The organism is Streptomyces sp. NPDC091280 (assembly GCF_044768565.1).
In the GTDB taxonomy this organism is placed as follows: domain Bacteria; phylum Actinomycetota; class Actinomycetes; order Streptomycetales; family Streptomycetaceae; genus Streptomyces.
This window is the reverse complement of record NZ_JBIVUZ010000026.1, coordinates 36,342-56,915: the sequence shown is the minus strand read 5'-3', so window position 1 is coordinate 56,915 and position 20,574 is coordinate 36,342. Positions and strand designations below refer to the sequence as shown.

Genomic DNA, 20,574 nt, shown 5'->3' with positions numbered 1-20,574 from the left:
GCTCCATGCCCAAGGCCGCCCAGCTGATTGCCAGTTGGGCGGCCATCCGGCTTTCCCAACCGAAAGGGTCAGCGGACCGGCAGCACCGCGGTGTGTTCCTCGCGCACGGCTCGCAGTGAACGCGGGTCGAGGCCGAGGAGGTTCAGGATCGTCGGTGCGATCTGCTTGGTCTCTACGTGCGCGGTGTCGTGCACTCCGGACGGGACCGAGGCGCCGGAGACGACGAGGGGTACGGCGAGGTCGTCGGAGTCGCTGCCGCCGTGCTCGGCGATCTTCTTGGTGCCGCCGGTGTAGACGATGCCGTACTGCGCGACTCCGAAGAGGTCCGGGACGCGGCCATCGCCGGGCTTGACGTGGAAGTAATCGGCTGCGGCCTGGCCGGCGTAGACCTCGCTGAGCCCGCTGTGGGTGTAGTCCTTGGGCGCCTTGTTGATGTCGGTGCCAGTGCCGTTCTGGGCGAGCAGGTACTTCTTGGCGAAGGCGGTAGCGGCCGGCGAGCGGTCGGAGAGCCACAGGAGCATGGCGTCGTCGTCCACCGCGTGCGTCACCAGATCGGCTCCGCCGGGGTGGAGCTTCTTCCAGGCGGCGTTGAGGCCGTCCAGCAGGGGACCGTCGTCGATGCGGGTGAGTGCGGCGGGGTCAGTGGGCGACTGGCCGTGCTTGGCGGAGAGGATGACGGTGGTGCTGCCGGTGAGGTGTCGCTTGGCGATCTCGGCGGTCAGGGCGCCGATCTCCGTGTCGACGAAATCGAGGTTCTTCACCAGCAGCGGGCCAGGAACGCTCTTGACGGTGTAGCCACCGGTGAGGCCGTCCGAGGCGGGCAGTTTCTGCGCGGTGGAGACCGACTGGAAGTTGAGGCCGAAGATCGCCGGGGTGCCGACCTTGTGGGTGCGGCTGTGGTCGTACCCGTCGATCTCGTTGAGGACGGCCTTCACCTTGTAGCCGTCGTACTGCTCGGTGGCCCTGTTGTCCGTGGTCCAGTCGTTGCCCGTGGCGTAGCCGAGGGCGTCGCTGTTGATCTCCGGGGTGAACAGGTCCTGGATGCCGGTGCCCGAGGGGCCGTTGAGGATCTCGTAGGCGGCGTGCTTGTCCGACCACGCGGTGCGCAGACCGGCCTGGCGGGCCACCTCGAAGATCGTGTTCACCTTGAGGTAGGAGTGCGGATAGACCGGCTTGCAGGTCTTCGGGTCGACGGGCAGCTTCGACGCGTTGATCAGGCTCTGCGGGTGGTCGGTCATCGACAGGACACTGTCCGGCAGGCCCGCGAGGCCCTGGCCGGCATCGATGGAGGTCTGGTTCTTGTCCAGGTCCTCGGTGAGGTCCACCTCCACTCCGGGCTTGACGCCCTTACACTTGGTGGTTCCCGCCGGGAGGAGCACGGCGTTGTAGGTGTCGTCGTAGTAGACGCCCGTGGTGCCGGGGCTGCCGCCGGTCGCCTGGGCGACCATGCCGGGGAAAGAGTCCGACGGCGTGGTGGTGCTGGCGTGGGTGTACTCCACGCCGCCGCCGACCAGTCGGGCCAGCGCGGACTTCGGGTGCCTGACGATGTACCAGGCCAGGTCCGACTGGTGCAGCCCATCGACGGAGACCAGCAAGACGTGCCGGGTGGCGGCCGGGTGGTGGGAGGCGGCGAACGCAGCGGGCTGGGCGGCGGTCACCCCGGTGAGAACTCCGGTCGCGGCGAGGAGGGCTGCGGGCCTGACGTGGCGTCTGGACATCTGGACTCTCCCGGGTGTTCGGGGCGGGCTGCGGGTGCCGGGCTCATCAGAGTCGCGTTTTGTGTACCGGAAACTGCACATGTGTGAACACACCCGGAATGAGCGGTCGGGTCTTCACCAAGCAGGCATGTGTTTCCCCAAGACGGAGAAACGCTCGCGGACCGGGAGAGCACGCCGGGTAGCGCACTCAAGGCCCCTGAAGATCAAGTCCGTTAGCGGGCCGCCCCCCTCGATCAGCCCGGCCCAGTCGGTCTCGGTCATCGGTGGTCCGCCCAGGGTGATCCCGGACGCCTCCGCCGGGGCCAGGTACTTCCTGACCGTCTTGCGGTCCACCCCCAGTGACGCGGCCAGCGCGCTCTTCGAGCGGCCTGCGTACCAGTGGACGTAGATCTCGGTGATGTCGACCACGACGAACGTTCTCCTCGCCATCCGGGCTGCCCATCGGCCTGCCGAACCACGGGACGAGGAACACGGACAGCTCCGCGACGACCAGGTCCCTCGATCCCGGACTCCGCGCTACCCATGGCCAACAAGGAGGAACCGCCACAGAGATTCACATGACGCTCAAACCGCCATGCATGGTGAAAATGTCGTGTCTCGGTGATCTCCGGGCAGTCTCAAAGATCTCCGGGAATCGGCCCCTACATCCAGCACAAGTCCGGACACTCGGGTACCGGCTTACTCATCCCATGCCTTCCCCGGGTCTGGCGGTGGCGGCTGGTCCGCCGGACGATGACTGGATGGGCAAGCGGGAGACGCCGGAGGAAGCGGTCCGCCGACTCGGGCGGGAGGTTTTCGGGTTCCTGGCGGAGGCAGGATTTACCGGACCTAACGACGTCGATGGTGGCTTCGACTATGCCGGTCACAACCTGCGGATCACCATCTACCACTACTTCTGGAAGAACGAAGCTGAAGTGGTCGCAGACGTCGGCATCCTGGGGGACTCTGGCCCCAAGAACCACGCAAGCATTGCTCAGCTCTACGCCGAGTGCAGCCTCGGGGCCGTCAATCATCTGCCAGGCAGCGCCAGCAGCACCAGGCTGGCTGAACTTCGCGTCCGAGCCTTCGCCACCGCCCTCAGAGCCTTGCTGCCGTACCTCCTCACCCCCAATCGCACCGCGCTCGTCCGTCGGGCATCTGCCCGCCCATGACGCTCGATGCCCGGGTGCCGGCCAACGTTGGTGTTCCAGTACGGCTCTGCGGCGGGCTGACACATCGGATCATCGTAGAGCCGGTCATGGTCTGCCGAGTGCACACCGACGGATTCGCCGTCCCCAGGGGAATTCGTGATCGCCAGGATGGGGAATTACGGGCTCTGGCGACGATCACGTGATGTTCTCTGGCCGACGCGTCGCGACGCACTTGTGGCGGAGTACAGCTCACACCAGGGTGACGTGCATGTCGCCCTCGGCCAGGACGTTGAGGACCTCGGCGAACAGGTCGTGGGGCTGACCGTCCGGTGTCAAGGTCTCGGACAAGTACTCGCGTGCGGTGACGGCTTCTCGCCAGAGCAGGGTTGCGGGGGCGGTGTAGCCGAAGCTGCCGCGCAGGCAGTCGTCGAGGGCGTCCGGGCAGCCGCCGAAGTAGCCGCCCGGTCCGTTCACCGCCTCTCCGAGCGCCAGATAGAGGCCCGGTTCGTCGGTGATGTGCCGACCGTCGAGTTCGTAGGCGTGACGGGCCGGCCGGTCGCTGTGGGCGCGTCGGCAGGCCCGCTCCCGGACGAGATCGAGCCAGGCTCCGCGGCGCCGGGTGTCAAGGCCGACCCAGGCTCCCAGGGTATTCGGCGGCCCTGTGAGCCACCGTTCCCAGATGGGCCGGGCGTATTGGGGGACGGGCGTGAAGAGCTTTCCGTCGAGCTCCAGGTCGATCAGGTCCGTCCCGTTGGAGGACGGTTGCCAGGCGGTGACTGTGGTCCACAGCAGTCGTTCAGTGAGGGGTTCGCCCTGGTCGTCCCGTATCTCGAGGGCGGTCTCCTCCAGATCCAGCGCTCGCCGGGTGCCCTTCAGCAGTGCCGCCCTGAGCTGATCACTCTGGGCGAGTCCCCTCAGGACGAGCGGGGACGCCACCTGCTCGGGCGGCGGGACGCGGGCGAATTCCCGGCACGAGCCCAGCCACCGACGGCCGTCGTGCACTCGGACGGAGCCTCTGTGGCCCTCGGGCGGACCTTCGTAGTCGTCCAGACCGGTGAGCAACAAACTGTCTGTCCCGAGGATCTGCCCTGAGCTCTCCGCGTCCTCCAGCAGCCAAGGTTCGAGTCCCTCGTCGTCCGGCACCAGCCACACCCGGCTGCCTACCCAGTCCCGCACCTCGCCGTCCACTGGGACCCAGTCGAACAGTTCGTACGTCCCACGTCGAGGTTCTCCGAACAGCCCCTCCGCCTCGGCGCAGACGCCCCAGACATGGCCATGCTCGGTCTCCGTCAGCGTGTACCGCGTGGGCCTGCGATGGTTCTCGTCCTCCTGCACGAGGGAATCATGCCCGGACCAGGCTTTCGCGGCGAACTCCTTTCCCTGCAGCGGGTCACGATCTCTCAAGGCTGAACACTCGAGTTGGCCACAAGCGATCAAGTTCCCTCGGTTCTGGCGGGTCACGTGACGTTCCCTGCCCTTGCATGCGTCGCGACGCACAGGACCCTGTGTGATCGGGGAGCATGATCGACGTGCTTATCGCAGAATGTTGAGGACCTGTTTCCGCACCTGAACGCAGTGGCCGTTGATCGGGTGGAGTCCGATGGTGTGTCCGCGACGTTGTCCATACGGTCTTCCGCACCGGCCGCAGCGTGTTCCGGCTGCGGCGTCCGGTCCGCGCGGGTTCACGGCCGCTACCGCCGTTCGCTGGCGGACTCACCGGTCGCCGGGCGCGAGGTGAAGGTCGTGGTGACGGTGCGCCGTTTCAAATGCGTCAACGACGAGTGCTGCCAGACGACGTTCAGCGAACAGGTCCCGGGCCTCACCTCGCCGTTCGCCAGGCGTACGCCGACGCTGACCAAGGCGCTGGTGTCGATCGCGCTGGCGCTGGCCGGCCGCGCCGGATCCCGGCTCGCCACCCGGCTGGGTATGCCCTGCGGCCGTGACCTGCTCATCAAGCTGATCCGCGCGCAGCCCGCGCCCGAGGTTCCGGAGGTGACGGTGCTCGGCGTCGACGACTTCGCGATCCGGCGCCGTCACTCCTACAACACCATCCTGATCGACATGGAAACGCACCGGCCGATCGACGTGCTGCCGGACAGCGAGGCACAGACACTGGCCGACTGGCTGACCGCTCATCCGGGCGTCGAGATCGTGTGCCGCGACCGGGGCGGCGCCTACGCCGAGGGCGTCCGGGCCGGCGCACCGGACGCTACGCAAGTCGCAGATCGCTTCCATCTGTGGAAGAACCTGTGTGAGGCGGCGCAGAAGACGGTCGTGGCACACCACGGTTGCCTCCGTCAGGCAGCCCGCGCCGAGGCCGAACCCGACAAGCACGCGCCGTCACCGGATATCACCGGCCCGCCGAGCCGGGACTACCCGCTGGCCGCCCGGACCCGACAACGCCACGCCGACGTGCAGGATTGCCTGGCCCGCGGCTTGTCCAGAGCAGCGGTCAGCCGCGAGTTGAACCTCGACATCCAGACCGTGCGCCGCTTCGCCGACGCCGCCACCGTCGAGGAACTGTTAGCCAAGGCCGAGCACCGGTCCAGTCGGCTGGACCCGTGGCGCGACGTGGTCAACCAGCGCTGGAACGCCGGAGTGACCAACGCTCAGGACATCACCGCCGAACTGCGCGTCCTGGGCTTCACCGGCCGTGTCCAGATCGTCCGCCGCTACCTGCGGCCACTGCGTCCCCACGGCGACGGACGCAAGCACGGCCCCGGAAAGGCCGCGCCGACCACACCGTCGATCCCCAAACCACGCCAGGTCAGCCGCTGGATGCTCACCCACCCCGACCACCTCGACCAGGACGACGCGCTCGCGCTGAAAACCGCCGTGTCCAGCTGCGAACATCTGGAACGCCTGCACAGCCACATCCGCACGTTCGCCACCATCATGAAACAGCGACGTGGCGCCGATCTTCCCGCCTGGCTGGACACCGTGGACGCCGACGACCTCCCGGCACTGCACACACTCGCCACCGGCTTACGTCGCGACCTGGACGCCGTCATCAACGGACTGACTCTGGAACACAACTCAGGCGCTGTCGAAGGCGCCGTGACACGCATCAAGGCCCTCAAACGCCAGTGCTACGGGCGAGCCAACTTCGACCTTCTCCGACTACGAATACTGCTGACTCCTTGACCAACGTCACGTGATCGTCGCCAGAGCCCGAAATTCCCCAGCTGGGGCGGGTTCACAAACCGGTGGCTGCACCTGGCCGACGTCCCTCTCCGCCTGACCGGAACCCTCGACGTTCCGACCGAACTCGGTCCCCTCGCCCGGCCCGATGCGGTGCTGTGCCGCACCAACGTTGGTGCCATGGCCCAGGTCATGGACCTGATGACCACCGGATACCGCGTTGCGCTGGTCGAGGTGGGAGAGAGCCTGCGCGCCCTGGCCCTGGCCGCCCGCGACCTGAAAGACGGCCGCCGCACCACCCACCCCGAACTGATCCTGTTCCCCTCCTGGGGCGAACTGCAGGACTACGCCGCCCACGACCTGCAGCCCCTGGTCGACCTCGTCGACACCCACGGCACCGACGCCATCCTCGCCGCCGTCGCCCGGCTCGTGCCCGAACAGCACGCCCAGGTGACCGTCTCGACCGCACACAAAGCCAAAGGCCGCGAATGGCCCCGCGTGAAGATCGCAGACGATTTCCCCCCGCCCAAGGACACCGACCAGCACGACGCCGAAGGCCGGGCCGTACCCGGACCCATCGACGACGCAGACGCCCGTCTTGCCTACGTCGCCGTCACCCGCGCCCGCTCCTGCCTCGACCTCGGAGGCCTGTCCTGGATCCACGCCCACCCGCACGGAACTCCATGACACTTTGCGCAGCTCTCCACGGCATGGGGCGAGTGCGACCGGTCCGTCGTCCGCGGAGCAGACACGATCTGGTCCGGCAGGCTGCTGCGGGCGGTCGTCGTTGAGCCGGGACAGTCGCGGTGGCTGGTTGCGTGTTGGTGGTCCGCCCGGAGCGGTGGAACAAGGCGTGCACTCGAGACGACACCCGGGCCCCTGCCTGTCTGTCCCCGGCCACCGACAACGTGATGGGCCACCGACTCCGTCGGTGACCCATCACGAAAGATCGAGGTTAGAAGAGCCTCACAGCTCAATTACGAACAGTCGAGGAAACCCAGACCGTCACGTCAGTCGCGATCCTCGACGGCGTTCCTCCTGCAACGACACGATGCTCCCGCCTGTCAGGATTCCGATATTCCACCTCGTGTCGCCCATCTGAATCCAGCGTCACGACGACGTACCACTGATTTTCGGATCCAAGGGATTCGACGGTAAGGAACGAGTTGTCCGGATAGCTCAATTCTCCGATCAACTCGAATAGCAGATCTTCCGAAATGCTGTCGTGCGACTCACCATTCTCTGACTCGATAATGTACGGGTCGGTCGACATGACACCTCCAGCCTCAAACGTACAGAACACCTAGCCACCGTCTCGATCGGTAAAGAATCTACCACCAGTTACGTACTGGAGATCTTCCTCCCAGGACTGAGTCGGGGAAACCGATCCGCGGTGCGGCTCCAAGTTTAGTGGCCCAGGATGCCTCTCCGTCATATACCTTTCGACATCGAGAGCATCTTGCCTGGAATCATAATTCCGAATGATTCTCATCTGTGTGCCGTTCTCATATTCGGAGCTCGGGTACCTGCCGACCGGATTCTTCGAAATTCCCCACTTGAGCAATGCTCCGGTCCTAGGCTGAATCAACGCATAAAGAGAAGTCTGCCCAACATCCGGAAGAGGCCCGCTAATTGGCTTACCAGTTTTGAAAGTCGGACCGCAGGCATTGTGAACCAGTACCGGTGTTGACCCAGCGAGTACATAGTACGTGTGGAGGTCGTTGACGGTCAGGTTGTACATGGCGGCCTCGCCGGGCCGCACCCGAACAGCAGTAAGAAGGGCGTGCCGGTCTCGGACCGTGTTCAGCAGGTGCCCGGGCTTGAGCTTTCCGGCCGATACCCAGGCGCGTTTGGTGTCGTCCCAGAAGGGGTGTTCGGATGTCGTGTGCAGGATGGCTGTCCTGCCGCCCCGGACGCGTACGGTCAGGTCGATCAGGTCGTCGTCGTGGTTGATGAAGGTGGCGGTGACGGTGCGGGTGCCGGTGTGCTTTCCGGTGCCGGGGTCACCTGCCTCCACCTTGTCACCCGGCTTGATCTTTTTGATCGGTTTTGTTTTGCCGTGTTCAAGGAGGACGGGCGTTGAGGCGGAAAAGCTGCAGCCGCCCCGTATGGAGAATACTCCGAGGGAGCCTCCGAGCATTCCTGAGACCAGGGCTGTTTTCAGGAGGGAGTTTCGTATGCCACAGAGCCCGTCGTCTTTCGCGCACCCCAGCTCGGGAATATCGGCAGATCCTGCGTCTTCCTGATTACTTCCGCAGTTTCCCGCTGCCGCATAGACACAGACCCCAATTACATAGGGGGCGTTGCCTTTGTGTTCGATCGGGGCGGGTTTGGGGCCCTTCTTGAAGACCACCCTGACTGTCACCTGCGAGCCGTTGCTGGTGACGATGGCGGAGAGGGTTCCGTTTACGTTTCCGGAGTTGACTGTGCTGGTGTATGTGGTGGTGCGGTGGTATTCAAGGCCGCCGTGTGGCTTTGGGGAAGCGTTGAGGCGGTACCAGTTGCCGTTGCTGTCTTTGCAGCCTTCCTCGCAGCCGAGAATGACTTTGAGGCCGGTGGGGTCGCTGGCAGTTACGGGAGTGTTGTCGGCGTAGGAATATCCGTTGAGGGATTCGTGGTCGTCGGCGCTGAAGACCGGGTCACCGGACAGAAAGCGGCCGATGGTGGGGTCGTATTCGCGGGCGCCTATGTGGGTGAGTCCTGTGCTGCTGTCGACGGGCTTTCCGAGGAAGCCCTTGTCGTCGGGCCAGGCGGCTGGTGCAGTTCCGCGGCTTTCACCGAAGGGTTTGGTGTAGCGCCGGGTGATCTGCTGTGTTGCTGAGTCGACGACCATGCTGGCTGTGCCGTGGCGGTCGTCGACGATCCAGTAGAGGCCTGTGTTTGTGCGCAGGGCGGTGCCGTCACCGGCGCTGTAGTAGCGCTGTGCGGTGAATTTCTTGGTGGCCGGGTCGTAGTGGAGTTCCTGGCCTCCGAGGTAGAGCACGGTCTCGGCGGTGCCTTGGCGAAGGAGGAGCTGGCCGTTGGCGTCGTAGAGGTAGCTGGTGGTTTTGCCGCTCTCGGTGAGTGTGTCGAGTTGGCCTTCGATGTTCCAGGTCAGGGTCTGGTTGCCGGTGGCACCGGGGCGGCGGGTGGTGTTGCCTTGCTCGTCGTATTTGTAGGTGTTGGCGGGTGCGCCGGTGGTCGAGGTCAGTGTGTGCGGTTGGCCTGCGCCCTGGGTGTTGACGGGCGGGTAGTTGTAGGTGGTCTTGGTGTCGCCGGAGGTGGTGTGGGCGGTCTGGGTGTCCCGCATCCCGCTGGTGGTGTACGTCCAGCTGGTCCAGTACGGTGCGGGCCCGCCCAGGGTGGATGCCGCTGGGTTGGCGGAGCAGTCTGCGGACTGCGGGGTCCAGGCGTCACTCAGTCGCTGGTGGCCGTCGTAGGTGAAGCACTGGTTGTCGGCGGGGCCGGCCTTCTGCTTGATCGACAGGACGTTCCCGGTGTCGTCGTAGTTGTAGTCGACGTCACTGGTGTAGCCGGTGTTGGTCTGGTCGAGGGTGTGGCTGTTCAGTAGGCGGCGGGTGCCGTCCTCGTAGCGGTCGGAGACCTGCAGTTGCTTGGCGGTCGAGGAGGTGGCGAGCGTGGTCTGCTGCGGTTCGCCGTACTGGGTGTAGCCGATGCTGCGGATGTAGTTGGTGTTGCCGGAGACGGTGTCGACGAGCCCGAGGTCGTTGTAGGTGTAGGCGACCGTCTCCGTCGGCAGTCCGCCGGCGGCAGGCAGGATGCTGTTGTTGACCGTGCCGTCGAGGTTGTAGGCCGTGGTGCTGGTGAACGTCTGCGGTGCGCCGGCCTGCACCAGGGGGTCGGCTGCGGCCAGGATGGTCTTGGTGGTGGTGGGCTGGTAGAGGTTGTTGTAGGCGGTGACCTGGGTGGCGTAGATGCGGCCGGTGGTGCCGCCGACGTAGCGGATGGCCGCGGACAGCTGCCCCTTGGCGACTGAGTCGTAGGTGAACTTGGTCAGCTGGTGGGCGTCGTCCTTGGTGCCGTCCCACGTGCCGATTTTGCGGCCCAGGGTGTCGTAGTCGCTGATCAGCGTCCGGGACGTGCCGTCCTTGGTGACCGTGGCGGTCATCGGCTGGTCTGCGTCGTCGTAGGTGAGGTCTGTGGTGCCCTTGTCCGGGTCGGATGTCTGGGTCTCACGGCCGCGGATGTCGTAGGTGTGCCGCCAGACGGCGTTGTCGGGTCCGGTGACCGTGTCGAGCTGGCCGGCAGGAGTGTAGGTGTACTTGGTGCGGGTGTAGTCGCTGCCGGTCGGGCTGGGGCCGGCGTACTCGCGGCGCTCGGTGACCCGTCCACGGGCGTCCTTGACGGTGAGGGTGCCTGAGCCGCCCTTGGCTGCGGTGACCGCGACCTGGTCGCCCTGGTCGTTGGTCTTGGTGCGCCAGCGTTCCTGGCCGTTGACACGGAAGATGCTGTCGGTGGGGCGTCCAGCGCCGTCGTAGACGGTCTCGGTGGAGGCGGGTACTGAGCCGGGCAGCGTGTTGGCCAGGGCACTGGTGGGGCTGGTGTTGTCATAGACCTGGCTGTTGCTCAGGTAGGCCAGACCACGATCGTCGTAGAGGGTTTCGGAGATGACCCGGCCGCCCCCGACTGCCGGGGCCTGCGTCTGCCGCTTCCTGAGCAGGGCGTCATAGATCTCGTAGGAGGAGTTGTACGTCTTGCCGTCGGCCTTGAGCGTGTCGGTGCGGACCCAGGGGGCTTTGTCCTTGGTGAGGCTGTAGGCGTAGACGAGGCTGGCCGCGTCCTTCAGGGTGCGGGAGCGGTTCGGCTTCCAGATCGAGGTGACACGGCCGAGTGCGTCGAACTGCCATTCGGTGATCTTGTTGTTGCGGTCGGTCTGCTTGGTCACCTGTCCCCAGGCCGGATCCACGTCCGTGGTGACGGTGTACAGCTTGGGATCGGTGACCGTGGACTGGGTGAGCGGGCCGTAGCCGGTGTCGTCCGGGACGTAGGCCGTCTTGGTCGTCCGGTTGTCGGCGTCCGTCGTGCTCTCGGGTCGGCCCCAGTCGTCGTAGGTGGTTGTGGACACCTTCTGGTAGGTGGGCTGGTTCTGCGTGTTGTAGCCGGACAGCCGGTAGGACGAGGTGGACTCGCCCTTGGTGGGTGCTGTGCCGACGGCTTGGTTGTCGTATCCGGTGGTGACGTCGGAAATGGTGTCGTCGGGCAGTTTGGGTGTCGTGTCGCAGCCGACCGCGTAGCTCTCGACACGGGAGGTGAACTGCACCAGCCAGTCGGTGGTGTTGCGGGCGTAGCTGGTCCTGGTGCAGATCTCGTCGCCGGTCTTGGCGATGTCGCCCTGGTCCTCCACCGTCAGTGGCATGCCGTAGGTGGGGTCGTAGGAGGTGGTGGTTCTGGTGCTGCGGGTGCCGGTGGAGGTCTTGGTCCGGGTGGTGATGGCGGCCGGCTGCATGAAGTACGACTCGGTGGTGCCCCAGTCGTACTTGTGACTGCCGGTCCGTAGCGACCAGGGCGTGTTGATGGTGCCGCTGACCTCGCTGTTGCCGTCGTAGGCGATGGTCTCGCGGACGAAGCCGGCGTACTGGCGGTCGTCGTCGATGCTGGTGCCGGTGGAGTCGGTGACCTTGGCGACGCGAGGAGTGCCGTCCTTCTCCTTCTCGCCGTTCAGGCCCCGCATGAACAGGTTGACGGTCTTGCTGGTGGGGCCGGTGTCGTCGCCGGATGTGGTGGTGACCTTGGCGTAGCCGCGCCACTGGTTCCAGGTGCGGTATTTGGCCTTGGTCAGGCCGTCGTCGTCGGAGTACCCCCAGCCTGCGCCGCCGTCGTAGGTGTAGCGGGTCTCCTGGCTGTCGCTGCCGTAGAGGTCGTCCTCGAAGACGGAGGTGATGACGTACTTGTGGAACCAGTCGAGTTCCGGTGTGGCGCCGGACTGAGACCAGTACACGGGGAAGCAGCGCAGGGTGTTGTTGTCCTCGGAGGAGGGCATGGTGGTGCCGCGGATGCACTGCGGGTCGGAGTAGTTGACCGTCAGGACCCCACCGGTCTCACTCGTGATCCTCCGCACCCGCCATTTGATGTAGCGCAGGGTGTCGCCGCCGCCGTCGACGTGGTTGGAGAGCTGGATGCCGTCGAAGGTGACGGGCGGCAGGCTGGCTTCGGTGGTGTCGGCTTTGCCGGTGTTCTGTATGGATTTCAGCCACAGGCTGGGGGAGGAGGCGTCACCGGAGTCGGGGAAGCTGTGTTCCAGGTGCCAGTTGTCGACGTTGCGGCGGGTGGTGCCGGTGCCGGTCCATACCGAGGTCGTGACGTCGGTCAGCATGTAGCGGGTGAAGAAGGACGGGCCGATCTTTCCGGTGCAGGCCTTGCCGTCGGCGCAGATCAGGTCGAAGGGGACGTCCGGCCAGTTCGCCTTGGTGTCGGTGGTCAGGCTGGAGCAGTCGCTGGCGACGCAGCGCTGGGCGTAGTCGAAGGAGACCTGCTGGGCGGCGGGCTTGGTGTAGATGCTGGTGCTGCGCAGACCGTAGTCGATGCGCTTGAGGTAGCCGGCACGGTCGTAGCCGGTCGCGGGGTCGGCGACGCCGTTCTTGGCGTAGTTGTTGGATTCCTTGCCGTACCAGTAGCTCATGGCGTTGTTGTGGGTGTCGACGACGTAGTCGAGGTTCCACTTCCACGCCTGAGTGCAGCTGGAGGAGGCGTAGGTGGTGTCGTGGCAGGGCTCGCCCGCGTCGTCTCCGAATACCGGTGCGGTCCAGGTGGAGTTGGTGACCGGGTCGTCCGGGTCGGTGCCGTGGTCGCTCCAGCCGGGCAGGCGGTGCTTGCCGAAGTAGTACTGGGTGCCGTCGGTGGTGGTGACCTTCCAGTACTCGCCGTTGTCGTCACCGTTGCTGGTGTTGCCGGTCAGGTGCTCGACCTTGGTGGCGTCGTCGTTCTTCAGCCGCCAGGTGCCGCCCGCCGCCTGGGACTTTTCCGCGCTGTCGCAGGTGGCGGTGTCGGTGCAGGCGTTGACGAGGTCGACGGCCTTGCCGTTGAGAACGAGGGTGGCGTTGGCGTACTTCCAGCACAGGTCGCCCTTGCCGTCGTTGCCGTCTTCCTTGCAGGAGCCGTACTTGCGCTCTATGTAGGACTCGGTGATGCCGAAGCCCTCACCGACAACGGTGGTCTGGTTGTTCTCCGAGGAGGTGCGTCCGTCGACCGAGGCGGAGCTGTAAGAGATGGCCAGGTTCGGGGCCGGGCCCGCCGTGGCCGGCGGGACGCGCAAGGGATAGCTCCAGTTGAAGTCGCCCGTGCTGCCGCCGGCTTCCCAGGTGGCGGACGGTCCCAGCGGGCTGGCGCTGAAGTCGCCGCTGGGGCCGGAGCCGGCGGCGGTGGCCGCGAGCAGCATCGGCGTCTTCGCGTTCGCACCGGCGGTGGCGGGCAAGGTCACGGAGACGGTCTTCGCGGCCGGGTCGTTGTGCGATGCCAGGGGCTTCTGCACCTGGCACTTGGGCGCTGCGGGCGTGGTCAGGGCGCACTGCGGAAGCTGGACAAAGATCAGGCGGGAGCCGTAGGAGCCGCCGTAGGCATCGGCGAAGGAGGCGTAGTCGAGGTGGAACTGCCAGGCTCCACCGTTCAGTGCCTGATCCGGGGTGAGGGCGATGAGGGTGCCGTTGATGCCGGCCTTGTCCGCGGCCTGGTGACCATAGACCCGCACACCCAGGGAACCGGTGGTGGCCCTCTGCCCGGTCTTCGCCGCGGGCTGCTTCTTGGTCTTCGCGGGTGTCAGGCTGACGGGCAGGCTGCCGGCTTTGGCAGCGGAGGTCCCGGACGCAGACAGGGGCAGGTGGGTGTCCGCGGCCGTGGGCCAGTGGACATCGGCGAGGCGGCTTTGTGTGCTCTTGGCCGCGGCAGCGGCCTTGTTGGCCGTGGTGCGCTTCTTGGCCTTGAACGGAAGGACTTTGTTGACCTTCGGTTTGGGCGGCGCCGGGAACGCCGTGGAGCTCGCCTCGGCCGCGGTGGCGGGCAGCGATCCGGAGGGGACTGCTGTCTGCGGGATCAGGGCCAGGCTCACGGCAAGTGCGCCGCGGCCCAGCCAGCGGCGCAGCACAGCTCGGGGCCGTCTGGCGCGTGATGCGGGATTCACAGTGGTGGATTCCTTGCCTGATGGCGGACAGGGCCCCTACCGCGGGCAGGGGTAGTGCGGAAAAAAGGGGAGGACAGTGGGCGGGCAGCCGGACCGCATATCGGATCCGGCTGCCCGTGCCCGGCAGACGGGCTGGCTACTGTTCGGCGCCGTAGAGGTTGCCGATCTGCATGGCGCTCATCGCACCCGCCCACACCCGCACACTCGCGATGTGGCCGGGGAAATAGCGGGCGGCCGTGCCGTCGATCCTGGCGCGGCCCACCTCGAACTGGCCGCTGCCCTGCCACGGCGCGGTGTAGGTGACACCGTGATCGCCGTCCACCTGCGTTGTGTTGACGTAGAGGAACACCGCGCCGTGGGTGCTGGTGTCGCTCTCGTCTCCGCCGGCCTGCTGGGCGTCGTAGACGAGGGTCAGACGCACCCAGGTGTCCTTGTCCGCGACTTCGGACTGGGCCCGAGTCCAGGTAGCGCCGGCGGCGTCCTTGTTCGGACGGCCGAAGTACCACTTGCCCTGGGCGGAGCCGGCAGGCTGCTCGTACCACACCCCCCAGGAGGACTGGGTGGTGCCGGACTGCCCGAGGACCTGCACCTGGTAGTTCTTGGACGTGTCCGCGAGCTTGCTGCTGTCCAGGCGTACCCAGGTGGTCGCGGTGAAGGAACCGGTGTCGTCGGTCAGCGGTCCGGCGACGGTGGCGTAGTTGCCGGTGCCGTTGAGGGCCATGACCTGGCGTGCGGGCAGGCCCAGATCGGGATCACCCGGGTTGTCCGGGTCGAGGCCCAGCGTGGCGCCGTTGAGCGTCATGGCATGGCCATAGCCGGAACTGTCGGTCAGGGGGCTGGCGGAGGCGGTGGTGGCATCCCAGTTTCCGAGCATGGCCACGACCGGGTCTCCGGCCGTGCCGTCGCTGGCGTCCTCGTCCTCCAGGGCGGCGTCCTGGACGACCTCGGTGTCGGCCAGGGCGCGGGACCACACGTGGACTTCGTCGATCTGCCCGCCGAAGAACTCGCTGTAGGCGGTCCCGGCACGCAGGCGTCCCACCTGCAGAGCACCCGTCGCATTCCACGGCGTGGTGAACGCGACCGGGCTTCCCTGCGGGCGTCCATTGACATACAGCTGCACGGTGGCGCCGGCGGCGTCGTAGACACCAGTCAGGTGGGTCCACACGTTCAGTGTGGGAGGCGCCATCGCGATCGAGCGGGTGATCGTGGGGCTGGCGACATCGCTGCCGTGCCGGTTGAAGATCCACGCCTTGTAGGCGGAGGAGTAATAGAGCTGGAACCCAGACGCGTTCGTGCCCGACTGGGAGAGGACTGTGTAGTTGCGTGAGGCGTCCTGCAGCCGTACCCACGCCGAGACCGAAAAGCTCTTACCGGTGTCCAGGACCGGTCCGGCGGTCGCGGCGTAGCCGCTGGTGCCGTCCAGCTTCAGCGCATGCGACCCAGCCCGTTCGAGGGCGGAGTAGGAGGCGCCGCCCCCGGAGGTAAGGGGGTGGGCGGTCGCCGTGGTGCTGTCGGTGCCGCTGTTGTCCAAGTGCCATATCCCGGAGGCCAGTTCGGCTCCCTTGACATCGAAGCTGTAGTAGCCGGTCAGCGAGGTGTGTCCGGCATCGTCGTAGCCCCACACCTGGATGGTGTTCTCACCCGCCTGGTTCGGGGTGATGGTGCGATCCAGCGCCGCCCCCTTGGCCACCGGGATCGGGTCAGAGATCTTGCCGCTGTTCAGCTTCCACCGGTACGACGTCACGTCCGACTGCACCCCGGCCGTCCTGGGGTCCGCGTCCGCCGGGGTGAAGGTGAACACACCGCTTTCCCCCACACCGCCGGACGCCGGATCGGTGTCGGCAGGCTTGTACTTGCCGTCCTTGCTGCTGACCACAGGCGCCGGCGGACTGTCGGTATCGACACGGAAGTAGCACCAGGACGACCAGTCCGACGTCAGCGTGCCCGTCACGCCGCGGTCCGTCTTGTAGTAGGCCTCGGTACGGGCATGCATCCGGTAATCGGTCTGCGCCGGCAGTGTGCCGGTCGTTGCGTCACGCTTGGCGTTGTCGGCCACCCACTCACTAGCGGGAGAATCCGCACTCCACACCTTGGCCGAGCCGTCGGCCTTCCACACCTCGAACTGGCCGCGCAGTTGGGCGTTGGCGCCGTCGGCGGACTGGACGGTCGCGTACATCTTCGGCTTGGTGGCACTGGTGGCGAACGGCTGGGCAGAGGTGTTGCACACCGAACCCGTCGTCCCCTGCTGCACTCCCACCGGTGTCGGCACAGCCGGCTTGGAGATGTAGGTGACCGACAGCTTGGCGTCGTCGCGGAAGCGGGCCCAGGATGCAGTGGAGGATTCATCGTGCGCGGTGAGCGAGAAGGTGATCTGCGGCTTCTGCTGGTCCACGTGATCCCGCACCGTGGTGGTCAGGTTCTCGTTGGTCTCCTCGGCCACGTTGTCGCTGAAGCGCACCCAGTCCGCCGGCTGCGAAGGGCTGCACAGGGTGCCCCGGCCGTAGGAGACATTCCGGTCGACCATCAGGTCAACAGCCTTGGGGCGGCTCGACCACCGGGTGCTGGAGGAGATCCCCTTGTCGACCAGGCTCAGGTCGTACCAGTGCGCATCGCACGTGAACGTCCACGTCTGATAGGCCTCGAACGTGACGTCCAAGACCTTCTTCCCGGACAGGGACGTCAGCGGGTACTCGTAGTACAGGCGCTGGGTGTAGGGCGAGTTGGAGCAGAGGTAGCCCGCATAGTTGGAGCAGTAGCCAGTGCCCTTGTCGCCGTCCCACTCCCAGAAGTGGTCCCCGTCCGAGGACAGCGCCGTCCAGTCGTTGTGGACCACACCCTTCACCGGCGGGTCGATGTAGACCGGATACGTGGTGCCCTTACCGCGCAGAAGGTCCAGGTCCGGTACTAGTTGAAGTTTGTCCGCCGATATCTTCACATCGACATCGGCCGTCTTGTCCGCTGCACCGGGGCCCCGTGTCGGATCCTGGGAACCGCCGTCGTCCGGTTGAAGGCCTTCCTCTGCGGAGAACGCCGCCTTCCGGGCCACACCGCCAGCGCTGCTCGCGCTGGAGTCGGCCGAGTCTCCGGTGGAGTCCCACATCTGGCCGCCGGGGCCCTCGAAAACATTGGCCCCGTTCTCGTCGACAGCAACAAGGCCGCCATCGCGGCCCGGCTCGATCTGCAGACCCTGCGCCGCGACCGACATCTCCAGCCGGTCCAGAGCGGGATTGGCAGCCGCCGTAGCGTCCTTGACGATCAAGACCTGGGAGAAACCGGTACCGAACGCAGTGACCTTGAGATCCACCCCCGGCAGCACATCCGGATACGTAGCGGAACTTCCCGACACGGCAGGCTTCGGAAGGATCGAGGGCCACGCAAGTGACAACGATTTCCCGCCCTGCGCCAGAGTGACCAAGTTCTTCTGGCCACCCTCTGAAAACGTCATATCCGTCGTCGTCGACTTGGCACGGATACTGCCGTCACCCGACCGTTCCAACGTCGTGTCGATCGCCGCCCACGAACCGTCAGCCCTACGAGCCCGGACCGGCGCCGCATTCGTCTCCTGCGTGAACGTGCCATCAGGATTGGCAAAAACCTGCGACATCTCGGTGCGCTGCGCCGTGACCTCGACCCGGTCTCCCGATGCAACTGCGGCTGCGGACGCCGCTACTTCCGGACTCTTTGGCTGTGACGCTGCGGAACTCGCTGTCTGCTGCGGTGCGGCCAAGGCCGGTTCCACCGCTGTCAGCCCGGTGGCAACAGATGCCATCGCCACGACCGCACACCATCTGCGACGCCGATGGCGCCGCCCCCGTTCCCCCACAGCTACACCCCAGAAAGTTCATGACTTACCCACAGATCCGTCAAGTCTTCTGATCAGTGCATGCCACGGTCAAGAGTGACGATGATCACACACCACGGAATCGTCGCAGGCCAGATGATGGGCAGACCTCACAAACCGGGTCGAATTGATCACTCGCCATCGGGAAGTACTGGCGCTGCCCACGACGTCAGGCAATCCGCAGGTCAGGGAGATCCGAGAAGGGCGCGTAGACGGCTCGCCCTCGGACAATGTGCGGCTCGCCCACCGATTCCACGATCAACCCCTCGGACATCGATACGTCCAGCAGCAGCTACCGTCGCACCCACACCAAGAGGGAGGATGATCACTATGGCCATGGGGCTCGCAGGTCTGCCGAGCAGAGAGTGGATGATCAAAGACGCGAAGGGCCGAAAGTACAGTTACGACTCGGAGGAAGAAGCGTTCGAGGAACTCCCCGAACACGGGGAAGGCGCCACCGTCTGGACCCGCGAGGTCTATCGCGTCATGTTCGTGACCAAGTCGATCGATGGCTGGAAGCAGATTCCCAGCCCCCGGGCTTACTGACTTTGTTGCCGTGATGTCGTCAAGGTGAGGCTGGTTTCGGCGAGGCATCCGTCGATGAGGTTGCTGCGGTACTGGATCTGGCGGAGACCGTGCCGGAGCGTGCTGATGAGGTGGTCTGGGTCGGTGAAGGCGGTGTTGGCCTGGCTGCTGCGCCGCAGCAGGGACCAGATGCCCTCGACGGGGTTGAGGTCCGGTGCATAGGCCAGCAGGAAGTAGCAGGTGATCCAGTCGTGGGTGTCGACGAACTCCCGCAGTCGGCGGTCCTTGTGGACGTTGAGGTTGTCCCACACGAGCACAATGGGTGCGCCGAGCTGCTGGTGGGCGGCGATGAGCAGGTCGCGGTAGTCAATCCAGGTGAAACTGCGTCTGCCGCCGCGCTTGTGATCGAGATGCCGCTTGGGTCGGTAGATCAGCCGTGAGCGTTCACCCTGCTTGTAGCAGGCCAGAGCGGCGATGGAGAAGCGGCGCTGGGAGCGTCCCCGGACCCGGATGACGGGTGTGCGTCCGCGCCGGGCCCAGGTCCGTGCGGTGGGCGGCGTCATCGAGAAGCCGGCTTCGTCTTCGAAGCACAGCCAGGCGTCGAGCGCCGCCACGGACCTTCCACCTGCGGCCAGGTCTCCTTCACCCAGCTCGCCACGGCCTCCTCGTCGCGCTCGATGGCCCGGCGGGACGGGACCTGGTGGCTGAAGCCGTGCCGGTGCAGCATCCGAGCGATCGCCGACAGCGTCATGCTCGTGTGGAACCGGCGCCCGATCAGCTCTTGATCCGCGCCGGCGTCCACGTCTGGTCCGGCCAGCCGTGCGCAACCGGCCTCTTGGCGAGCTCCTGCTCGAGCACGGTGAACAGGGCCTCGCTCAGCTTGGGCCGTGACACAGGCCCGGCAGACCGCAGCCCCTGGGCGCCTGCATCGTGCCAGGCTCGGCGCCAGCGCTGCACCGAGCGCACACTCACCCGTAAGTCCTTGGCGACCTCGGCGTTGGAGGCACCCGCAGCGAATCGTTCCGCGGCCTCCAGCCGGATCCACTCGCAAAACGCCTGCCGTTCAGGCGTCAGCCCACCACCCTGCGGATATCTCACACATCAGACATACCGCGACGATCACACATCGTCAGCCCTCAACGACATCACGCCGCAAAGGTCAGTAGTCCGCCTCGAAGCGTGTCAGAGCCACGCTCAACCTGCTCTTCTGCAACGGCCATTCGTCCGCCGAACCCGCCACCAGGACTGCGTACTGGGTACCGTTGGGTGCCGTGAAGGCGTAGTCCACCACCTGCCTGCGCTGATTCAGTGTCTTGTTGTCGTAGGCGTAGACCAGTTCCGCCGCGTCCTGGCCCGGCGCGTCCGCCGACGCCGTGACCTCCTGCAGGCTCAGCTGCTCGTAACCCGGCTCCTCAGCGCTCCGGTTGTTCGACGTGGACTGGAGCGCTTCGTACGGAGTGCCGGCCGGGTCGGCGATCTGGTAGATCTGGAGCAGGTCCCGGTCACCGTCGATCGTGTAGAAGACACCGTTCGTGCGCTGGTCGCGCTGCCAGCCGTCGGGTACGGCGATCGTGAAGCCTGCGGTGTCGTGGACCACCTGGTAGCCGGCCGGTACATCGGTCGCGTCGACCGAGGGTGTGTCCGTGGCGGACTGCTGCCCCGAGGCCGTTGTGGTGCGCTCGGTCGACGGTGAGCCACTCCGCACCGCCGTCTCCCGACCGCTCTTGTCGTCATGAGAGTTCTGGGAGCCCGACGTCACCTGAACCGTCACGAGGGTCACCACGACGGCGGTCACCAGGGTCCCGGCACCCACCATCCACCACATGCGGTGACGGCGTCCGCGCCACTCGGGCGCCGGATGACGGGCAGACGGATACGCCGGCGGCCACGCAGCGTCCGGGGCGTCCGGATCGGTGACCTGTTGCCCGGCCGTGGCAGGTCCGCTGTCCAGTTCCACGACCGGCTCGTGCGCTGGCCGAACCGGCGGCGGCTCGGACGCCCGGCCTGCGGACGCCCCGCCGACATGGTCCTCCCAGTCCTGCGTGTCCTCGTTCCAGTACGGCTCTCCCCCACCTCGCACGGGCTGCTCCTCCCCCGTTCAACTGC

Annotated in this window: 11 protein-coding genes and 2 pseudogenes; 4 read left to right on the top strand and 9 right to left on the bottom strand. The window is 66.1% G+C overall.

Annotated elements, in window-relative coordinates; translation table 11 throughout:
- Positions 1–68 precede the first annotated feature (68 nt).
- Positions 69–1,718 (bottom strand): alkaline phosphatase family protein, encoded by a 1,650-nt coding sequence (locus ACIQPR_RS47430; RefSeq protein ID WP_403663477.1) that lies wholly within the window; start codon positions 1,716–1,718, stop codon positions 69–71.
- 114 nt (positions 1,719–1,832) lie between these two features.
- Complete coding sequence (locus tag ACIQPR_RS47425; protein WP_403663475.1) at positions 1,833–2,126, bottom strand: hypothetical protein; 294 nt, start codon at positions 2,124–2,126, stop codon at positions 1,833–1,835.
- A gap of 332 nt (positions 2,127–2,458) precedes the next feature.
- On the opposite strand from ACIQPR_RS47425, the gene ACIQPR_RS47420 reads away from it, so the two are divergent.
- Complete coding sequence (locus tag ACIQPR_RS47420; protein WP_403663472.1) at positions 2,459–2,869, top strand: hypothetical protein; 411 nt, start codon at positions 2,459–2,461, stop codon at positions 2,867–2,869.
- Positions 2,870–3,097: 228 nt separating this feature from the next.
- On the opposite strand, the gene ACIQPR_RS47415 is transcribed toward ACIQPR_RS47420, so the two are convergent.
- Positions 3,098–4,183: a barstar family protein gene (locus ACIQPR_RS47415; protein ID WP_403663469.1), complete on the bottom strand. Its 1,086-nt coding sequence runs from the start codon at positions 4,181–4,183 to the stop codon at positions 3,098–3,100.
- 240 nt (positions 4,184–4,423) lie between these two features.
- Here ACIQPR_RS47415 and ACIQPR_RS47410 point away from each other — a divergent pair, with 240 nt between their 5' ends.
- Positions 4,424–5,992 (top strand): ISL3 family transposase, encoded by a 1,569-nt coding sequence (locus ACIQPR_RS47410; protein WP_403663466.1) that lies wholly within the window; start codon positions 4,424–4,426, stop codon positions 5,990–5,992.
- 57 nt (positions 5,993–6,049) lie between these two features.
- Positions 6,050–6,676, top strand: a pseudogene (locus ACIQPR_RS47405) (3'-5' exonuclease); the annotation flags it as partial.
- A 286-nt stretch (positions 6,677–6,962) separates the two neighbouring features.
- On the opposite strand, the gene ACIQPR_RS47400 reads toward ACIQPR_RS47405, so the two are convergent.
- The 3 genes from ACIQPR_RS47400 to ACIQPR_RS47390 form a co-directional block, all read right to left on the bottom strand.
- Positions 6,963–7,262, bottom strand: coding sequence for a hypothetical protein (locus ACIQPR_RS47400; protein WP_403663464.1), 300 nt, complete (start codon positions 7,260–7,262; stop codon positions 6,963–6,965).
- A gap of 30 nt (positions 7,263–7,292) precedes the next feature.
- Positions 7,293–14,102 (bottom strand): polymorphic toxin-type HINT domain-containing protein, encoded by a 6,810-nt coding sequence (locus tag ACIQPR_RS47395; protein WP_403663461.1) that lies wholly within the window; start codon positions 14,100–14,102, stop codon positions 7,293–7,295.
- A gap of 136 nt (positions 14,103–14,238) precedes the next feature.
- Complete coding sequence (locus ACIQPR_RS47390; RefSeq protein WP_403663584.1) at positions 14,239–17,871, bottom strand: LamG domain-containing protein; 3,633 nt, start codon at positions 17,869–17,871, stop codon at positions 14,239–14,241.
- Between the two features lie 402 nt (positions 17,872–18,273).
- Here ACIQPR_RS47390 and ACIQPR_RS47385 point away from each other — a divergent pair, with 402 nt between their 5' ends.
- Positions 18,274–18,489, top strand: a complete 216-nt coding sequence (locus ACIQPR_RS47385; RefSeq protein WP_403663458.1) for a hypothetical protein — start codon at positions 18,274–18,276, stop codon at positions 18,487–18,489.
- On the opposite strand, the gene ACIQPR_RS47380 is transcribed toward ACIQPR_RS47385, so the two are convergent.
- The 3 genes and pseudogenes from ACIQPR_RS47380 to ACIQPR_RS47370 all read right to left on the bottom strand — a co-directional run bounded on the left by ACIQPR_RS47380 (position 18,483) and on the right by ACIQPR_RS47370 (position 20,548).
- Entirely contained in the window at positions 18,483–19,031 is a 549-nt protein-coding gene (locus tag ACIQPR_RS47380) for a transposase (RefSeq protein WP_403663581.1), read from the bottom strand. The two genes, ACIQPR_RS47385 and ACIQPR_RS47380, sit on opposite strands and share 7 nt — an antisense overlap.
- Positions 19,028–19,566 (bottom strand): annotated as a pseudogene (locus ACIQPR_RS47375) (winged helix-turn-helix domain-containing protein). The gene ACIQPR_RS47380 and the pseudogene ACIQPR_RS47375 overlap by 4 nt, the downstream one beginning before the upstream one ends.
- Before the next feature lie 61 nt (positions 19,567–19,627).
- Complete coding sequence (locus ACIQPR_RS47370) at positions 19,628–20,548, bottom strand: hypothetical protein (RefSeq protein ID WP_403663454.1); 921 nt, start codon at positions 20,546–20,548, stop codon at positions 19,628–19,630.
- Between the last annotated feature and the right edge of the window lie 26 nt (positions 20,549–20,574).